This window comes from Ruminococcus sp. 1001136sp1_2201st1_G3_2201SCRN_220225, assembly GCF_040924365.1.
GTDB classification, from domain to species: Bacteria; Bacillota; Clostridia; order Lachnospirales; family Lachnospiraceae; genus Blautia_A; species Blautia_A faecis.
The window spans coordinates 1-19847 of sequence record NZ_JBCOME010000067.1; the positions used below are offsets into that span (position 1 = coordinate 1).

The window sequence follows — 19847 nt, forward strand, 5'->3', positions numbered from 1 at the left end:
TTTTTTGCCAATCTATCATTGCCAAGAAAGTATCGGGAAACCAATCACTCCCCCTCCCCCTCTGTCGAAAGTTCCTACGCACAAATAAGTCCCAGCCATTGCCCGAATGCGTCCGCCTTTAACAACTTTCAACACATTAAATAACAAGTTAAGGTATTTTCTTGTATGTGAAAATAGGCTATAATATAAATAATTCAAGCAAAGTAAACGAGGTGTACTATGGGAAAATATATAATGGCATTGGACCAGGGAACTACCAGTTCCAGATGTATTTTATTTGATAAAAAGGGAAATATGTGCAGCGTAGCACAGAAAGAGTACAAACAGTATTACCCGAAGCCAGGCTGGGTGGAACATGATCCGAAGGAAATCTGGTCCTCCCAGATTTCAGTGGCTACAGAAGCCATGAGTAAGATCAGTGTAGATGCAGAGGATATTCACGCTATCGGAATCACGAATCAGCGAGAGACTACGATTGTGTGGGATAAGAAGACAGGAGAGCCGGTTTATCCGGCAATTGTATGGCAGTGCCGCAGAACAGCTGATATGATTGAGAAGATGGAAAAAGACGGCATGTCAGAGTTGGTTCGAAAGAAAACCGGTCTGATTCCGGACGCCTATTTTTCCGGAACGAAACTGAAATGGATCCTGGATCATGTAGAAGGTGCCAGAGAGCGTGCGAAGAATGGGGAACTTCTCTTTGGAACAGTAGATACCTGGCTGATTTGGAAATTGACAAAAGGGAAAGTTCATGTGACGGATTACACCAACGCTTCCAGAACCATGCTTTTTGACATCCATGAGAGAAAATGGGATAAAGAGATTCTGGAATACCTGGATATCCCAGAGTGCATGCTGCCGGAAGTGAAGCCAAGCAGTTGTATTTATGGTTATACCAATGAGAATCTGATCGGGGGCAGAATCCCAATTGCCGGGGCGGCAGGAGACCAGCAGGCAGCTCTTTTCGGACAGTGTTGCTTTGAGTCAGGTGATGTAAAGAATACATATGGTACCGGCTGCTTTATGCTTATGCATACAGGAGATAAGGCAGTAGAGTCAAAGAACGGACTTCTTACCACCATTGCAGTGAAAGCAGACGGAACACCGGGATATGCCCTGGAGGGAAGTGTTTTCGTGGCAGGTGCTGCTATTCAGTGGCTGAGAGACGAAGTGGGAATTCTGGAGAGTTCCCCGGATTCTGAGAAATATTGTCTGTCAGTGCCGGACACAAACGGCGTATACGTGGTTCCTGCGTTCACAGGTCTCGGTGCACCATACTGGGATCAGTATGCAAGAGGCGCTATCCTTGGTCTTACCAGAGGCGCAGGAAAAGCTCATCTGGTGCGTGCCACGGTAGAGTCCCTGGCCTATCAGGTACACGACGTTCTGGAAGCCATGGAGAAGGATTCTGGCATTGATCTCAGCGCTCTCCGCGTAGACGGTGGCGCCAGCGCCAATAACTTCCTCATGCAGTTCCAGGCTGACCTTCTCGACACTCAGGTGGTCCGTCCAAGCTGCATCGAAACCACCGCCCTTGGCGCCTCTTATCTTGCAGGGCTCGCCACCGGTTTCTGGAAAGACGCCTCCGAAGTAAAAAGCAACTGGCAGATCGGCCGTCAGTTCACCCCACAGATGACAGAAGAGGAGCGTAAGAAGAAGCTGAAAGGGTGGAAGAAGGCTGTGAAGTGTACGTTTGAGTGGGCGAAGGATGAAGAAGAATATAAGTAAAAAATGCCACATAATCAGGAATTTATTTTTACACTTTACAATAAACGTGTGATTTAAAATCCACTTTAACATGTATAATAAAGAAAATAGATCTGACCATAGAGCAATTTCAGGTTTCCCAGAATCTCCTTTCTGCTCTATGGACAGTCTTTCAAGAAAGTAGCATTTACTTTGATCAAGACAGTTACTTTGAATAGGAATCAGCAGCTGACAGAAGAACAGAGTCGGCAAATTGAAAAAGCCACTAAAAGAGAAATTGTTAAGTTAAAAATGATTGTTTAAGAGGGGGAATTTTATTCTGCTTTCTTATACTTAATATAATTCACCACCATCATCGCTAACTTAAACGTTAACGCATCCTCAAAGGTTCGGATATCCAGCCCGAATTTTTTCTGCAGCTTTTCGAAGCGGTACACCAGTGTATTTCGGTGTACGTAAAGCTGTCTGGAGGTTTCGGAAAGATTCAGGTTATTTTCAAAGAAGGTGCGGATGGTAGTGAGTGTTTCGTCATCAATAGAATCCAGAGTCTCTTCTTTGAAAAACTCATCGATAAACATCTCGCAGATCTCCACCGGCAGTTGATAAATAAGACGTCCGATTCCCAGGCGGTTATATCCGAAAACATTTTTGCCAGTATAGAAAATCTTGCCCACTTCCAGGGCAGTTCTCGCTTCCTTGTAAGCATCCGGGAGCTGCTTCAGGTCATCTGCAATATTGCTGTAGGAAACCCAGGCGGAAGTCATGGCCTCTGTATTCAGCATGTCCACCAGCATATGGGCAATATCATCCAGATCGGAATAATCCTCAGAAGGCTGGAGTTCACGGAGAATAATAATTCCGGAATCGTCGATAGCAGTAATAAAATCTCTTGTCTTAGCTGCAAAAATATTACGGATAGTAGCCAGGGCATTTTCGTCTTTGCTCTGTTTGGTCTCCACCAGGAAAACAGCACGCCGTACAGTGGTTGTGATATGAAGCTTTTTCGCACGGTTAAAAGCGTCTACCTCAGAATAGGAGCCAAGGAGAAGATTCTGCATAAATACGTTTTTGTCGCTCTTTTCCATGTAAGCGGTAAGCAGGCTCTCAATCTGGCAGACAGCCAGTTCCCCGATGGTGGAAGCGGCCTCTGAATTTCCCCATACAATCAGGATATACTGAAGCTGGTGACTCTCTGTCACTTTATACAGCCGGCAGTTCATATTGGAAATACACAGCGCCTCATCTTCCTTAAATTCTTCCAGCTTCTCTTCAGATGGAAGGGCTCTGTCGCAGGTGCTGATATAAATAGTGTTATCTAAATTTACAAGGCAGAAATCCAGATGACTGATATTCTTCCAGTCTTCCAGACATTTCTGGAGAATCTGAAGTAATTTCATAGGTGTGCTCCTTTAGTAGAAAAGTAATAAAGTTTGCTCAAGGTGTGCGTACACACGAAGCGCGTCCGGCGTCTGTGGCTTGGACTTGCTAAGTGTCCGGGTGTGCATTCGCACTAAATTCGCACTGCACCTGTGGGCTTACGCTCATTAAGTGCTCATAGTATACCACAAAAAAGCCTCAGGGGAAAACCCCTGAGGCCTAACTAAATTCATTCTTCTAAATATTAGTTGCAGATAGTAAGCTCTGTCTCTTTATCAAAGAAGTGAGATTTCTCCATATCGAATGCGAATTTGATTGTATCGCCTGTCTTGGAGTTTGTACGAGGATCAACTCGTGCTGTAACCTGAGTTCCGTTTACATCGAAGTACAGGAATACTTCAGCACCAAGAAGCTCATAAACTTTAACGGTAGATGTCATTGGAACGCTTGGAGAAGCCTCGATGAACATCTGGGAATCATGAATATCCTCTGGACGGATACCAAGAACAACTGTCTTGCCAACATAACCGCCGTCTTTCAGCACTTTCGCTTTCGCTGCTGGGATAACAATGTCATACTCACCAACTTTAGCAATAAGGTCGCCGCCTTTTTCAGCAATCTGAGCGTCAAGGAAGTTCATCTGCGGGGATCCCATGAATCCTGCAACGAACAGGTTGCCTGGCTGCTCATAAAGGTGCTGTGGTGTATCAACCTGCTGAACAACACCATCTTTCATAACAACGATTCTGGTACCAAGGGTCATAGCCTCTGTCTGGTCATGTGTTACATAGATGATTGTTGCGCCCAGTCTCTGATGGATCTTGGAAATCTCGATACGCATCTGAACACGAAGTTTAGCATCCAGGTTGGAAAGAGGCTCATCCATAAGGAATACCTTAGGATTACGAACGATAGCACGTCCCATAGCAACACGCTGTCTCTGTCCACCGGAAAGAGCCTTAGGTTTACGATCAAGAAGCTTCTCAAGGTCAAGAATTCTGGCAGCTTCTCTAACAGCTTTGTCAATCTGGTCTTTCGGAACTTTACGAAGTTTCAGACCAAATGCCATGTTATCATATACTGTCATATGAGGATACAGAGCGTAGTTCTGGAAAACCATTGCGATATCACGGTCTTTCGGCTCTACATCGTTCATAACCTTGTCACCGATCTTTAATGTACCACCGCTGATCTCCTCAAGACCTGCGATCATACGAAGTGTTGTAGATTTTCCACATCCAGATGGTCCAACGAAGATGATGAACTCTTTGTCTTCGATTTCAAGGTTGAAATCTTTAACTGCCTGGAAACCATTCGGGTAAGTTTTGTTAATGTGCTGTAATGATAAGCTTGCCATGATTTTTCCTCCAAATTTCTCAATTAATTATTATAATCAAAATTGTTTCGATGCTTTTTTCATCTGATGTTAGTATAGCGAAAACCACTCAAAAGGGCTAGGGCAGAATCGTACAAACTTTTAAACAGTTTCTTGTCAATCTGACGAAAAAGCAGTAGCCTTTGGTGCCCGCTTCTCATTTATGAACATTCCCTGTAGTAATTTTGCATGAAAAAGCTGTTGAAACCAGTCACATTTGCACAAAAAAAGGTAGTAGATGTTCAGTCCGCAGCCATGCATAGTTTCATAATTGCCCTGGCCTTTGGCTAAAATGACGTCTGCGCCCTGCAAAAGCTCCCTGGCATGTGTACTGATTCCATGAAACCAGGTACCTCCCACATCGCTGCCGTTACCAAGCACCGGTACAATATCTGTAAGACCGCAGAACTCCGCATCTTCCATGGTAGCGTCGTTTCCGGCAGGCAGACCGCGCACCAGCGCTGTGACCCGTATATTCGGAAATGTTTTCTTCAGTATCTGAATGGCAATCTTATCAAGGACGATCTCACCGCAGTTATCGGTAATATATACAACATTTGATGCCTTTTTCATGTCCTGGCAGAAATTCCTGTATTCCTGTTCATCCAGTTCATCCTTATTTTCACTTTTAATAAGAGAAAGTGCAGTTTCCTTGCTGACTTCCGGAAGTGCGGCAAAATCAATATAGTTGCCAGTGCGGGCGTAAATAAGGGCAGCCCTTAATGGATCAGCAGAATAGCGGATGGCAGAGAGAAGGTCCTCCTCCAGATCCAGCATAAGCTGGTCATATTCCCTGTTGATCTGGGAAAAATCCTCCATAGGAACGCCCCAGAAGGAGCAGTAGAATTTCTTAAGTTCCGTGGAAATGCTGGGAACACAGTCCTCTTCTTTCGGCTGGTCAAAACGCCGGCGGATTTTTTCCATATATTGCTTCTTCCTGTCCTCATCGTCAAAATGACGGATCTTTGCCTCCTGTTTCCGAAGCTGACAGGCCATACATTTTGGATTTAATTTCATAGATGCCTCCTGAAAATGAAATGTCGAATATCAAATCGAAAAAAATATAGTTAAAATTATTATAACAGAAATTATCTGACAAAACCATACTTTGCCTGCAAAAAATAGAAACCCGGCGCGAAATCATGCGAATGCACGACTCTTTGCGCATCATGAAGCGCGTCGCTGTAAAGGGTGTGAACGCCAAACGCTTACTGAATTGGAAAATACGCGTATCATGGCAAAAAAGAACATAGAAAAACGTTTAATTACAAGCATAATATAGTAATAATGCATAAAATAAAAAGATAAAATCTATAATAATAGCCGAAAAAAATAAATGGTATTTACAAATCCCATTTAGCGTGCTACTATCTGTTTAAAGACAAGTAAAACGATTAACAAGAAACCAGTAAAACAGAAGAAAAACAAGGTATTAATCCTGTTTTTTTATTTTTTACAAAGGAAATTAAACGATTAATTAAAATCGACAAAGGCAGGTGCAAAAATGAAAAAACACTTGAAGCAGTTGGATCTGAAGAGAATCCGGATCACAGACAGCCTGTTTGGGGAGTATGTAAATAAAGTAAGCGAGAAGATCATTCCCCATCAGTGGAAGATTCTTAATGATCAGCTGGAAGATTCAGAGCCTACCTATTGTATCCGCAATTTCCGCATTGCCGCAGGAGAGGAAAAGGGAGAGAGAAAAGGAGTTGTTTTCCAGGACACAGACCTTTACAAATGGCTGGAATCCGTTGCCTACACCATAGCCGGAGGACGGGGAGAGAATCTGGAAGAATTGGCAGATGAAGTCATTGACCTGATCGGGAAAGCCCAGGAGCCAGATGGTTACCTGAACACTTATTTTTCCATCAATGCTCCTACGAAGAAGTGGACCAACCTGGTGGAAGGCCACGAACTGTACACAGCCGGACATATGATCGAGGCAGCTGTTGCCTATTACCAGGCAACTGGCAAGGAGAAATTCCTGAACATTGCCAGAAAAAATGCAGATCTTATATGCCGGGTATTTGGTACAGGTGAAGGACAGAAGCGAGGCTATCCGGGCCATCAGGAGATTGAACTTGCACTGGTGAAGCTTTACCGGGTGACTGGAGAAAGAGCATATCTGCACCAGGCAGAGTACTTCATCCGGGAGCGAGGCAGAAATCCTAATTATCTTCAGGCAGAGATTGAGGGAAGAGGACATCCGGAATTTTTTCCAGAGTTCGAGAGATACGATTTGGAATATTCACAAGCTCACAAGCCTCCTGTAGAACAGGACGAGGCAGTAGGACATGCAGTCCGGGAGATGTACATGTGCTCCGCAATGGCAGATCTTGCCGGGGAAAATGATGACCAGCAGCTTAAGGATGCATGCCAGAGAATCTGGAATAACATGACAGACCGCAGGATGTACATCACAGGAGGAATCGGAAGCAGCGGTTTCCGTGAAAGATTTACTACTGACTATGACCTTCCAAACAGCACCAATTATTCTGAAACCTGTGCGTCCATCGGTGTGATGATGTTTGGGCAGAGAATGGCAGCCATCACAGGAGATGCCTCTTATTATGATTATGTAGAGAAGGCATTGTACAACACCGTGATTGCAGGAATCAACATTGCAGGAGACCGGTATTTCTATGTAAATCCTCTTGAAGTGGTTCCGGAATTCTGCACAGAGCACACTTACATGGAACATGTAAAGCCGGTAAGGCAGAAATGGTTTGGAGTTGCCTGCTGTCCGCCAAATGTAGGAAGGACACTTGCTTCCCTTGGACAGTACATATATGCAGAAGACGAGTATGGTGTTTATATTAACCAGTTCATCTCATCCACTGCAGATACAGAAGTCCGGGAGAGCAGGCTGAAGATAAAAATGAATTCCACACTTTTGCAGGATGGAAAGGTTCAGATTGAGGTACAGTCCTCAGGACCAGGAAATTTAAACATCCGTATTCCATGGTATAGCGAGAAATGCGAATGTGTGCAGAATGGAATTTCCATCGAGATACAGCCGGAGAAAGGCTATCAGAGGCTTAGCATTTCACCTGGAGATACCTATATCAGTCTTGACTTCCATGTGAGCCCAAGGTGGATGGGAGCCAACAATGGGGTGAGGGCAGATGCAGGAAAAGCCGCTCTGATGAAAGGTCCTCTTGTATATTGTCTGGAGGAAAAGGAGAACGGAAGATACCTTTCCGAGATTTTCATAGAAGAGAATACTTCTATAGAAGAAACGGCTCCGGCGGAAGAACTGGTAGGAAATGTTCCAACTCTTTCCTATAAAGGAATCCGTGTAAGGAACAAAGGAGCAGCCGGTGAAAACCAGTTATACGGAAACGTAGAGCTGGAAAAAGAAGAAGTTTCTCTGCAGGCGGTTCCGTATTGTATGTGGAACAACCGGGGAGAAGGTGAGATGCTCGTATGGCATAAATTACGGGTCTGATTCGTAACCTATTGATTGCCGGTACAAATATAAGCTGAAAATATAGTGCAATCTAAAAGCAGCATAACTGATGCATGGATTTGAAATCTAATGCAGCAAAAAAATGGGGGAAGTCAGAAACAGTAAATGTTTACAGCGGCCAGGCAAAGCCGTTATAATAAGACTAAGAAAAGGAGAAGTAGAATGAAGAAAAAACAGTTATTGGGGATTTTACTTGCAGGAACAATGATGGTTGGAGCAGCAGTTCCGGTTTTTGCGGCAGATGGTGACAGAGTGAAGATCACATATGCTCAGTGGGGAAATGAAACTGAGACAGCCGCTACACAGGCAGTTGCGGATAAGTTTAACAGCGAGCAGGACAAGATTGAAGTAGAAGTTGTGAAGATCGACCACGACACCTACGTTACCAAGCTGAACGCTATGGCAACAGCTGGTGAGCTTCCGGATACCGGTATTATGAGTGAGGCCGGCGTTCTGAAATTTGCTGAGAACGGACTTCTCGCAGATATCAGTACAATGTATGGCGAAGGCGATGCCAAACCACTTGACTGTCTGACCTTCCGCTATGAAGGCACACCAGTTGCATATTCTGCAGCAAACGAGGTTCTGAACCTCTGGTACAACAACGACCTTCTGAAAGAGGTTTGCGAGAAACAGGGAATCGATCCATCCGAAGTTACGCCTCCGGCTGATGCTGAGAATGCATGGGATTGGGATACTTTTGTAGAGACAGCACAGAAGCTGACACTGGATATCAATGGAAAGAATGCTCTGGATCCAGATTTTGATCCGGATAACGTAGATATTTACGGATGCACCATTAATACACTGCCATGGCAGCTGGAAGTCTGGGCGAAATCAAATGGCGGCGGATATTACAGCGAAGACGGTTCTGAGTGTACCATAGACTCTCCGGAAACAGTAGAAGCGCTTCAGAGAATTGCAGATCTGTCAGATGTTTATCACTGCGCACCTCCTGTAACAAGTGCTGCAAATGCCCTTGAGTCCTCCCTTGGAAGCAAAAAAGTGGTTATGGCAACAGATGGTGCATGGAACGTGGGCACCTTCCTTGGACCAAGCGCTGATTTCGATTATGGCGTAGGTGTTCTTCCTTACATGAAAGAGAAAGTTACAATCTGTACTGGCGGACCAAACGTGGTATTCTCCACCACAGAGCATCCTGAAGAAGCTATGGAATGGCTGAAATGGTACTATCAGGAAGAGAATTCCTGGTCACTGATCGAAGCCGGAACATGGATGCCGATCCTGGATTCCTGGTATACAGATCCTGAGAAAACAGACAAATGGATCAGCAACCCGAACTATCCGGATAAGGATATGTACAAGAGCGCAGTTGTTGATTACGCTATGAACAATGCACAGTCCACATCCTGGTATTATGTAAACGGAACAGAAGAGTTCAACGCAACTCTGGATTCTGTATTCTCAAGTGTATGGGCTGGAGAAGAGACCATGGAAGAAGCAATCAGCGAGAACCTGGAAGAGCTTCAGGACATTTTTGCTGAGAACAATGGCTGATAAAACGAATGCGTAAGCACAAATGTTATCCTGAAAGGTGATTGGAAATACATTGTGGCTTATAACAGTGAAGGTTGAAATTGCCATAAATATTGAATGAAGCAGCAGTGAAATCTGCTGGATCATTAGGGGAATGTAGCAAAAGCAACTGGGCTGACCGGTTACTGTTCAAGGATGATATCCCATATTCCGGACAGATAACGGTCAGCCCTATTTTAAGAGGTGCGGGCATGAAATCAAATAAGAAAAACAAGATGCAAGTGAAATCAAGAGCCGGTAGAAAAGAAGAAAGGACCGCTTATCTCTGTCTGATACCGGCATTTCTTGGAGTAAGTCTGATCAGTTATCTACCGACTTTGGCAGTGTTTGTTTTAAGTGTGTTTAAGTGGAATGGTCTTTCCTCACCGGAGTTTGTGGGAATGGACAACTTCCAGCGTATTTTTACAAAGGATATTTATTTTACAGATTCTATAAAAGCGACAATTTTGTACGCTCTTCTGGCTGTGGTAGGCGCTATTATTTATTCTCTTCTGGTAGCCCTGCTCCTGAATATGAAAATATGGGGACGGACAATTTTCCGTTCTATCTTCTTCATTCCGTACCTTTTACCTGCAATTGGCGTGTATAAGGGATGGCAATGGTTATATGAAGGCAACTTCGGACTTTTTAATTTTGTTCTTCGAATGCTTGGAATGAAGCCCCAGAGGTTTCTGGACAGTCCGAGTCAGGTTGTGCCTTCCCTGGTGGTAATTGCAATCTGGACAAGTGGAAACCTGATCGTAGTATTTCTTGCCGGACTTCAGAATGTTCCGCGTGTATATATGGAAGCTGCGGAAATTGATGGCGCAAATGCATGGCAGCGTTTCTGGAATGTTACGATTCCCAGCATTTCTCCGATTATTTTTTATAATGTACTGACAGCTTTGATCACACACCTTCAGGTTATCAATCCGGCACTGGCGCTCACAGATGGTGGACCGGGCAAAAAGTCCATGTTTATGTCTTATGTCATTTATCTTTATGCATTTAAGAAAAATAAGCTGGGATATGCTGCCGCTTATTCGGTTATTTTCTTTATCCTGGTTGGAATTTTTACAGCAGTACTCTTTAAGACGCAGAAAGAGCAGATTTTCGGAGAGGGGGAATGAGAAATGGCTGGAAAAATGGCAAGCAGAAAGCGAAAAGAAAAAGCCTTTAACCTTCTGGCATTTTTCATTGTATTGATTCTGGCGGCTCTGGTGCTTCTACCAATCTGGTGGATATTCCGGTCTTCTTTGATGAGTACGGCTACACTGAATGAGTACCCGCCTTCTTTTATTCCTCACGAGTGGCTTTGGTCAAACTATTCCAAAGCGTTGGAGACTTTTGAGTACTGGACATATTTTAAGAACACCTTTACCATTATTATTCCGGCAGTTACCTTTGGTACCATTACTGCCATCTTCTGCGGATATGCTTTTGCAAGACTTCGTTTCCGTGGGAAAAAGCTGATTTTCAACATCTGTGTTGGAACCATTCTTCTTCCGGGTATGGTAACTTTGATTCCTCTGTATATTTTCTGGACGAAGGGAATGGGACTGGGTGATACATACTGGCCGCTGATCCTGCCGTTCTTAACTGGCGGCGGATTCTTCAATATTTTTCTGATCCGTCAGTTCCTGATGACAATTCCCAAGGAACTTGACGAGGCAGCTTCCATTGATGGTGCTGGAAGAATGAGAATCCTGTGGACGATCCTTGTTCCCTCTATCAAACCTGCGGTAGTGGTTGTTGGAATGATGCTGTTTATTCAGATCTGGAACGACCTGCTTCAGCAGATCATTTACATTAACAGCATGAGTAAGTTTACCTTTGCCATTGCGCTGACTAACTTTACCGGTTCCTTCGGAACCAACTGGCCGGTGGCGCTGGCGGCAACGTTTATGACAATTCTTCCTGGTATTGTGATCTATATCTTTGGGCAGAAGAGCTTTGTGGAAGGTATTGTACTCACTGGTATGAAAAATTAAAAATATAACAATATTGATAATTTCAGGCAGGGTGAAAGCCCTGCCTGAAAGAAGTCTGGGAGATGCTTATGAGACTGACAAAAAGATTTATGGACTGGTATCAGGGAAACAACGATAAAGAAAAGGAAACACCAGCAGGTGGTATAAAGAGAGTTGGTTATGTGCTCTGGAATTATGTAGGAAGACTGGTTGTGGTGAATATGCTGTTTCTTTTATGCTGTATTCCTATAGTGACTATTCCCGCTGCCCTGGCAGCTTTAAATCGTTATCTTCTGGGAATTTACAGAGTGGGATATGGCTTTTCCTTGGAGGATTACTGGAAGGAATTTAAGTCTGGTATTCTGAAAAATCTTCCTGCCGGACTGCTCACAGGCGGTCTTGGGTTTTACGCATATTATCTGATGAGCCTTGCAGGTAATTTCGACAGGGGAACGACTCATGACGTGCTTATTGGGTGTGGAATGGGAGTAATGATTTTTGCGATTCTGATTGGAGCTTACTATTTCGTAATGTCTGCCATGCTGGATCTGGGAGCTGGCGCATTGTTGAAAAACACACTGATCCTCATGACAGTGGAGTGGAAAATGAGTATTGTGATTGTGGTGACAGTGGTAATTGCTGGCGGCATTTTGCTGGCTCTGGCACCATATTCCCTGTTTCTGCTGCTTACCATTGGTGTTTCCTTTCCACAGATGCTTGTTTATGCCTGTGTCAATCGGGCTGTTGAGAGAAGAATCCTGCAGCCCTTTGAGAGGCAGAATGGTGGAGTAGCAGAGAAGTGAGAAAAAACTTCTTACCTGGAGCGAAGTTAGATACTGAAGTTGTGATTGTAGCTGTGAATGAAGTATGATAAGATTATATATAGTAAATTTGTCCGATAATAGAATTCGGGATTTGGGCGTGAGGCCATTTTAGTACAATAAGAAAAACGGAAGGAGATTCCCATGCCGACCATAAAAGAAATTGCAAAAGCCTGCAACGTATCTGTTGCCACAGTTTCCAATATTATCAATCATAAAGGCAGTGTTGGTGACGCCACCAGGGAGCGTGTAGAGCAGGTAATCCGTGAAATGAACTACACTCCAAACTACGTGGCCAAGAATCTGAAAACCAAGAACACCAGAAGCATTGGTGTCATTGCAGAGGATATGACAGTCTTTGCCCTTCCGGATATTATTGATGGAATTACAGAATACTGCGAGGAAGAAGATTACCAGATCCTCCTTGTAAATCTTCGCCTTTATAAGAAATTCCAGGATAAATATTATCGTGACAACCGCCACAAGGAAATTGTGCGGCAGGAAATCCAGAAGCTTCTTGCAAAGCAGGTAGAGGGAATCATCTACGTGGCTGCCCATGAGCGCCTGATCAACATCATTCCCGAAGACCTTCCCATTCCCACAGTGGTTGCCTACGGGTTTACAGGCAGTGAGAAGATTCCTTCTGTGGTAGTGAAAGACATAAAAGGTGCGTATGATCTGGTCAGTTATATTGTCTCCAAAGGACACAAAAAAATCGGTGTGATTGCCGGAAAGAAAGAGAGTATTCATACGCAGTCTCGTCTGGAAGGTTATCAGAAGGCCCTGTTCGAAGGGGGAATCCTCTATGATCCGGATATGATTACCTATGGCGATTGGGATCGTCAGAGTGGCTATGACAACACAGACCTTCTTCTGGAAAAAGGTGCCACTGCCATTTTCTGTATGAATGATTTTATGGCTGGAGGAACTTATGACCGACTGGAGGAACTGGGACTTCACGCCGGCAAAGATATAGCGGTTGCAGGCTATGATAACCGTGAAATGGCATGCTATGAAAAACCGCCGCTTACCACAATGGCTCTTCCGTTACACGATATCGGATATAAAGCCTGTCAGATTATTATTGGTATTTTGAAAAAAGAAGAAGTAAAACTGGATAAAGGAAATTGTTATGTGGAGTGTATTCCATGCATCCGGGAGTCGGTGAACCAGGTGAAATAAATATTTTGGTTACAAGGTTTTGTATCAGCATGGAGTGGGGCTTGTTGTTGGAGTAAATAAAAGAGATATGGTATAATATGAGTAAGCATCTCATATGTTTTCCATATCTCTTTTTGCAAATATTGTTATATTTTTATGGCACTAACTTTTAAAAGTAAGCGGATTTTGCAAACTCTGTGGTAATCAACTGTTCGTAATCTACACGCTTTTCCAATTCTCCGGCACTTTCCAGAATATCCTGCAGCAGTTCGAAGCTATCCTTCTCAAACACCAGATTTTCCTTCCAGGTGTCCTGCTCATAATAACGATTGACAATTGTAGTAAGGGTATCCATATCTGTTTCCGGGAATTGCGGGGAAATCACCTGCGCAATTTCCTCAGGAGAATGGTTTTGTACATAGTCCATGCCTTTTTGAAGGGCGTTTGTGAAGCTCTGGATAATCTGTGGGTTTTCGTTAAGAAAGCTGGTCTTTGCACTGTAAGAGGTATAGGGGACATAACCGGAATCCACGCCCAGAGAAGCCACTACATAACCTTTTCCTTCTTTTTCCAGGGCAGTTGCGGAAGGCTCAAATTCAACAGTAAAATCTGCTGACATGTCACCGGTAAATGCAGCAGCAGTAGAACCAAAATCAATACTCTGGTCAATTTCCAAATCTGTTGCCGGATCAATATTATGATTCCTTAAAATGTACTCAAATACCATTTCCGGCATGCCACCCTTACGACCGCCAAGAACTCTCTTATCTTTCAGATCATCCCATGTGAAATCCGGCATTTCTTCCCTTGCCACAAGAAAGTTTCCAGCCCTCTGGGTGAGCTGTGCGAAATTCACAACCGGATCAGTGGCACCTTCCTGATAAGCATAGATAGATGCCTCGGCCCCCATAAAACCAATATCAGCTTCCCCGGAAATGACAGCAGTCATAGTCTTATCCGCACCAAATCCTGTGACAAGTGTCAGATCCAGCCCTTCCTCTGCGAAATATCCTTCTTCAATTGCCACATACTGCGGTGCATAGAAAATCGAATGGGCCACTTCGTTTAAGGTAACCTTTGTAAGCTCCTCTTTTGATTCTCCATCTTTTGCAGCAAAGACTGTGGCTGGTAGTGCAGTTACAGTAAGAACCACGGCTACTGCCAGTGAAATCCATTTTTTATTTCTCATACAGTGACTCCTTTTTTGACTTCTGCTGTTAGGATATGCAAAATATGGGAAATATGTTCGTAATAAGCATATTGCAAAGCTAAAAAAGAGGGTCGAGAAAAGTTATTTATCTGCCTCTTCTGATAAAATTTGTAACTGGATTTTTAACTTTCCTAACAGTTAAAAAATATGAAACGTACTTAACAACAATTCAATTGTGCTCATCTGTCAATTCTGCTATGCTTTAATCACAAAAGCTTTTGGAATTTTAACCGAATAAGCTGCGAAGCAGCATTCGGTTATGAGCAAGTAGCAAAGCGGATTGCGAATATCCGCTTGACTCAGGAGAAAAATATGATGAATATTGGAAGTGTGATTAAAAAATATAGAAAAGAATTAGGTTACACGCAAGAAGAAATGGCAAACCGTCTGGGAGTAACCACTCCGGCGGTGAATAAGTGGGAAAACGGGAACTCCAATCCTGATATTGAATTGTTAGCTCCTATTGCAAGACTACTGCATATTTCCCTTGATATCCTGTTGTCTTTTCACGAAAATCTGACTGACCTTGAAATCGAAGAGCTGATCCACAAAATGGACAAAATGTTTTCGGAGGAAGGCTTTGAGAAGACCTATCAGTGGGCTGTAAATACTATAAAAGAATATCCAAACTGCAATCTGCTGATCTGGCAGCTGGCAGTAATGCTTGATTCGCGGCGGATCATTGGCATGTGCGAGAATCCTGACAGGTACGATGAGCAGATCAATTCCTGGTACGAAATGGCGCTCGGTGATAAAGATGAAAGAATTCAGCACCATGCAGCTGATTCCCTGTTCGGCTTCTATTTGCGGAAAAAGAATTATGAAATGGCAGAAAAATATTTAAACTATTTTTCCGATTATGATCCCATGAAAAAGGTGAAGCAGGGACAATTATATATGGAGCAGGGGAGAACAGAAGAGGCATTTGAGATGCTGGAAAAGGCTGTTTTTTCAGAGTATACCACTTTAAATATGGCTTTTGGAATCATGATTACTAAGGCTCTTGAGGAAAAAGACCATGGATACGCAAGGTTTCTGGCAGAGAAAATGTGTACATTAGCTTCAGGCTTTGATATGGGAAAATACAATGAATGTGCAGCAATGTTGAATGTCGTGACCGCCGAGAACAATGTGGAGGGCACTTTCCAGGTCGCAAAGCAATTGCTAAACAATGTGGACACCCTAGGTGATTTTCAAAAATCCCAATTATACAAGCATATGAAATTCCGGGAAGTCGAAAATCCATATACGGAAGAAATGAAAAAAGAATTGCTGGAAGGCTTCAGAAACGCGGAAGAGTTTGCTTATATGAAAGGATATGAACCCTGGGAAAAATTGTTATCAGGGAATTAAAATTGTCACTTTCCTCAAAATGGTTGTATATCAATGAAGAAAGATGTATAGTATGTGCAAGGTTTTTTCTTTTATTCAAAATCAGGAACATGCTTATGTGGTAAGCAGAGTATAGAAAGACATACGAGGAGTGACAACAATGGAAACAATCACAAGAGACGAGGCTTTTGCATTATTAAAAAAATACAACAAGGATCCATTTCATATCCAGCATGCACTGACTGTGGAAGCGGTCATGAAATGGTATGCAAACGAACTGGGCTATGGAAAGGATGCTGAATACTGGGGAATTGTAGGACTTCTTCACGACATTGATTTCGAGCTTTATCCGGAAGAGCATTGCCTGAAAGCGCCGGAAATGCTTCGCGAGGCAGGGGTAGGCGAGGATGTGATACACAGTGTGGTATCTCACGGATATGGAATAACCGTAGGCTGCGGTGTAACGATCGATGTAGCACCGGAACATGAGATGGAAAAAGTGCTTTTTGCAGCAGACGAACTTACCGGATTGATCTGGGCAGCAGCTTTAATGCGTCCGTCCAAGAGCACCAAGGATATGGAACTGAAATCCCTGAAGAAAAAGTACAAGAGTAAAGGCTTCGCAGCAGGCTGCTCCCGGGAAGTAATCGAGCGCGGTGCGCAGCAGCTTGGCTGGGAACTGGAAAAACTGCTGACCATGACACTGCAGGCGATGGCAGCCAGTGAAGATATGATTAATGCGGAACTTTTTATATAATGAAAAATCCTCTTGAAATGACAGGACTATTAAGTACCCATCAATTCAAGAGGATTTATAGTATTGAGTTATTCTTTAGAGGACTTATTTAAATTTACTGGCTGATCAGTTCCTGTAATTCAGCATCATAGTCAACTCTTTCGCCACTTGTGGTATCGAATACCATAGTAGACTTGTTATCATCTGTATAGGTGCTCCATGCTGGAACCTTATCTCCATTTGGATCTCCAGTGCGTGCAAAGTTTACCCATGCACTTGCCATTACATCCTGCAGATCATAAGCATCCTGGCTTCCGCCATAGCAGTCAGATACCAGATCTACATTGTGGAATACAAATGGAATTTCTCCACAGTGCCATAAGTTTACACCACCGTCAATTGGAGATTCATAGGATACAAGATAATTATAGTTTTTATTATCTCCGGACGCCAGTCTCTTTGCCAGTGTTCCGAAGTCACCTGTACGATTGGATACATAATAAGCATCGCAAGCGCTCTTTTCAGGATAAGCTTCCAGGAATGCTTCTTTTACAGCTTCTGCTTTATCACCATATTTTTCAGTTAATTTTTCGTCTACTTCTTCTTCTGTCCAGGAATTCTTGTTAGGTTCATTCGGATCCAGAGCAGTCCAGCAATTGAATTCTCCAAATACAGAACCTACCATAACCGGAACGTCATTTGTCCAATCCAGGAAATCAGTATGAAGATAATCTTCATCAAGAACAGGACTCCAGCCTACGGAAGTTCCCAGTTCCTCGCCTACCTGTTTCTGTGCTTCAGTTGCAGCTGCATCAAGAGTATCATAAGGAACCTCTTTTAACTGTTCAACCTCATTGTCTGAAATTCCTAAAATCTCAAGAGTTTTTGCAGTTACTTTTTTTGCGGTATCCTGGTCGATATGACCTTCACCGCCACTCTGTACTACTGCCTGATTGAATAATCCTTCTGCTTCAGAAGTAGCGAACATATTGAGAACCTTGCAGCCGCCGCCGGACTGTCCGAAAATAGTTACGTTGTCAGGATCGCCGCCGAAGTTAGCAATGTTTTCTTTTACCCACTTTAAGGATGCAACTAAATCTGCTGTGCCGCAGTTACCGGAGTACTGATAATCCTCGCCATAATCGGAAAGATCCATGTAACCCAGTGCATTTAAACGATGATTTACAGTTACCACAACTACATCACCAAAGTCACTGAGATTCTTTCCATCATATGCAACGCCTTCAATAGAGGAACCGTTGTAGAATCCGCCACCATGGAACCATACCATAACCGGCTTTTTGGCATTGGAATCCAGATCCGGTGTCCAGACATTAAGATTCTGGCAATTCTCGCTCTGAGCCCAGTAACGATGAGGAATGATGAAATCTCCACCATCCGGATCGGTCATCTTTGTAATAGGAGCTGTTGAACCATAGACAAGGCAATTTCGGATACCATCCCAGGAATCAGGAGCCTCTGGCATTTCAAATCTGTCAGCTTTTGCATAAGGAATTCCACGGAAGGTATAAGTTCCATCATCAATAAAACCACGAACCTTTCCAGATGTGGTATCTGTTACGCCATCTGTTCTGCTAACTACAGTACTTTCTGTGGCTGCTGTGTCATCAGCTGCTGCAGCGGAAACGGTTGAAATTCCCATAGAAAAAATCATAGCACTGCTTAAAAGAATCGTTAAAATTTTTTTCTTCATTTTTGAAATCTCCTCCTTCGAAACAAGTGACTTTATTATAAAAAAACAGACCTGTCAGTGCTATAAGTTTTTGAATCAGAGACTATTAATTTTTTGATTGTTTTGGAATTGAAAAATCCTCTTGAAATGACAGGACTATTAAGTACCCATCAATTCAAGAGGATTTATAGTATTGAGTTATTCTTTAGAGGACTTATTTAAATTTACTGGCTGATCAGTTCCTGTAATTCAGCATCATAATCAACTCTTTCTCCACTTGTGGTATCAAATACCATAGTAGATTTGTTATCATCTGTATAGGCGCTCCATGCTGGAACTTTATCTCCATTTGGATCTCCGGTGGTTGCAAAGTTTACCCAGGCACTTGCCATTACATCCTGCAGATCATAAGCGTCCTGACTTCCGCCATAGGAACCGGCTACTAAATCTACATTGTGGAATACAAATGGGATTTCTCCGCAGTGCCATAAGTTTACACCACCATCAATTGGAGATTCATAGGATACAACGTAGTCATAGTTCTTAGTTGCACCAGCTTCAACTCGCTTTGTAAGAGTTTTTGAAAATTTGGTACGATCTGCTACATAATAAGCATCACAAGCGCTCTTTTCAGGATAAGCTTTCAAGAAGGCTTCTTTAACAGCTTCCGCTTTATCACCATATTTTTCAGTTAATTTTGCGTCTACTTCTTCTTCTGTCCAGGAGTTTTTGTTGGTTTCATTTGGATCCAGAGCAGTCCAGCAATTCATTTCTCCAAATACAGAACCTACCATAACCGGAATGTCATTTGTCCATTCCTGGAAATTACTCTGAATATAATCTTCATCAAGAACCGGACGCCAGCTTAAAGAGGTTCCCAGTTCCTCGCCAACCTGTTTCATTGCTTCCGTTGCAGCTGCATCAAGAATATCATAAGGAACCTCTTTCAACTGCTCAATCTGGTTATCTGTAATTCCTAAAATCTCAAGGGTTTTTTCAGTTATTTTCTTAGCAGTATCTTTTTCGATATAACGCTCACTTCCACTTTGTACAATCGCCTGATTAAATAATCCTTCTGCCTCAGGAGAAGCTAACATGCTGATAACCTTACCGCCGCCGCCGGACTGTCCGAAAATAGTTACGTTGTCAGGATCTCCGCCAAAATTAGCAATGTTTTCTTTTACCCACTGTAAGGATGCAATCATATCTGCAGTACCGCAGTTACCGGAATACTGATAATCCTCACCGTATTCAGAAACATCCAGGTAGCCAAGTACGTTTAAACGATGGTTTACAGTTACTACAACCACATCACCATATTCGCTGAGATTCTTTCCGTCATATGCAACGCCTTCAATAGAGGAACCATTGGTGTATCCACCACCGTGGAACCATACCATAACCGGCTTCTTTGCATTGGTATCCAGATCCTGTGTCCAGACATTCAGATTCTGGCAATT

Annotated in this window: 15 protein-coding genes; 9 read left to right on the top strand and 6 right to left on the bottom strand. The window is 43.2% G+C overall.

The annotated features are described in order from the left end of the window. Nucleotides 1–219: 219 nt before the first annotated feature. On the top strand, nucleotides 220–1728 hold the full coding sequence (gene glpK / locus AB5642_RS17185) for a glycerol kinase GlpK (protein ID WP_148461715.1): 1509 nt from the start codon (nucleotides 220–222) through the stop codon (nucleotides 1726–1728). A 293-nt stretch (nucleotides 1729–2021) separates the two neighbouring features. Here the strand turns inward: glpK and AB5642_RS17190 are convergent, their stop codons facing one another. The 3 genes from AB5642_RS17190 to AB5642_RS17200 form a co-directional block, all read right to left on the bottom strand. Then, nucleotides 2022–3104, bottom strand: coding sequence for a CdaR family transcriptional regulator (locus tag AB5642_RS17190; RefSeq protein WP_118582624.1), 1083 nt, complete (start codon nucleotides 3102–3104; stop codon nucleotides 2022–2024). Between the two features lie 224 nt (nucleotides 3105–3328). Beyond that, a complete protein-coding gene (locus tag AB5642_RS17195; protein ID WP_118582627.1) occupies nucleotides 3329–4441 on the bottom strand; it encodes an ABC transporter ATP-binding protein in 1113 nt (370 codons plus the stop codon). Between the two features lie 135 nt (nucleotides 4442–4576). Further along, the gene (locus tag AB5642_RS17200) at nucleotides 4577–5476 is read right to left on the bottom strand and encodes a DUF89 domain-containing protein (RefSeq protein WP_173719466.1); all 900 of its coding nucleotides are present in this window, start codon (nucleotides 5474–5476) and stop codon (nucleotides 4577–4579) included. Nucleotides 5477–5963: 487 nt separating this feature from the next. On the opposite strand from AB5642_RS17200, the gene AB5642_RS17205 reads away from it, so the two are divergent. The 6 genes from AB5642_RS17205 to AB5642_RS17230 all read left to right on the top strand — a co-directional run bounded on the left by AB5642_RS17205 (nucleotide 5964) and on the right by AB5642_RS17230 (nucleotide 13437). Next, complete coding sequence (locus AB5642_RS17205; protein WP_173719465.1) at nucleotides 5964–7907, top strand: glycoside hydrolase family 127 protein; 1944 nt, start codon at nucleotides 5964–5966, stop codon at nucleotides 7905–7907. A gap of 183 nt (nucleotides 7908–8090) precedes the next feature. Next, nucleotides 8091–9446 carry a sugar ABC transporter substrate-binding protein gene (locus AB5642_RS17210; protein WP_173719464.1) on the top strand — a complete coding sequence of 452 codons (1356 nt, stop codon included), beginning with the start codon at nucleotides 8091–8093 and terminating at the stop codon, nucleotides 9444–9446. A gap of 230 nt (nucleotides 9447–9676) precedes the next feature. Continuing rightward, nucleotides 9677–10594, top strand: coding sequence for a carbohydrate ABC transporter permease (locus AB5642_RS17215; RefSeq protein WP_202017127.1), 918 nt, complete (start codon nucleotides 9677–9679; stop codon nucleotides 10592–10594). Nucleotides 10595–10597: 3 nt separating this feature from the next. Further along, a complete protein-coding gene (locus AB5642_RS17220; RefSeq protein ID WP_226838146.1) occupies nucleotides 10598–11455 on the top strand; it encodes a carbohydrate ABC transporter permease in 858 nt (285 codons plus the stop codon). A gap of 68 nt (nucleotides 11456–11523) precedes the next feature. Further along, nucleotides 11524–12237, top strand: a complete 714-nt coding sequence (locus AB5642_RS17225) for a DUF624 domain-containing protein (RefSeq protein WP_173719463.1) — start codon at nucleotides 11524–11526, stop codon at nucleotides 12235–12237. Nucleotides 12238–12399: 162 nt separating this feature from the next. After that, nucleotides 12400–13437 (top strand): LacI family DNA-binding transcriptional regulator, encoded by a 1038-nt coding sequence (locus tag AB5642_RS17230; protein WP_173719462.1) that lies wholly within the window; start codon nucleotides 12400–12402, stop codon nucleotides 13435–13437. A gap of 148 nt (nucleotides 13438–13585) precedes the next feature. Here AB5642_RS17230 and AB5642_RS17235 read toward each other — a convergent pair whose 3' ends face one another. Next, nucleotides 13586–14605: an ABC transporter substrate-binding protein gene (locus AB5642_RS17235; RefSeq protein WP_173719461.1), complete on the bottom strand. Its 1020-nt coding sequence runs from the start codon at nucleotides 14603–14605 to the stop codon at nucleotides 13586–13588. 333 nt (nucleotides 14606–14938) lie between these two features. Here AB5642_RS17235 and AB5642_RS17240 point away from each other — a divergent pair, with 333 nt between their 5' ends. After that, nucleotides 14939–15979, top strand: a complete 1041-nt coding sequence (locus tag AB5642_RS17240; RefSeq protein WP_243249491.1) for a helix-turn-helix domain-containing protein — start codon at nucleotides 14939–14941, stop codon at nucleotides 15977–15979. 139 nt (nucleotides 15980–16118) lie between these two features. Next, complete coding sequence (locus AB5642_RS17245; protein WP_173719765.1) at nucleotides 16119–16715, top strand: HDIG domain-containing metalloprotein; 597 nt, start codon at nucleotides 16119–16121, stop codon at nucleotides 16713–16715. A 94-nt stretch (nucleotides 16716–16809) separates the two neighbouring features. Here the strand turns inward: AB5642_RS17245 and AB5642_RS17250 are convergent, their stop codons facing one another. Beyond that, on the bottom strand, nucleotides 16810–18408 hold the full coding sequence (locus AB5642_RS17250) for a carboxylesterase/lipase family protein (RefSeq protein WP_195477729.1): 1599 nt from the start codon (nucleotides 18406–18408) through the stop codon (nucleotides 16810–16812). 203 nt (nucleotides 18409–18611) lie between these two features. Further along, nucleotides 18612–19847: carboxylesterase/lipase family protein (locus tag AB5642_RS17255; protein WP_368371776.1), on the bottom strand; the 1236-nt coding region annotated here is incomplete at its 5' end.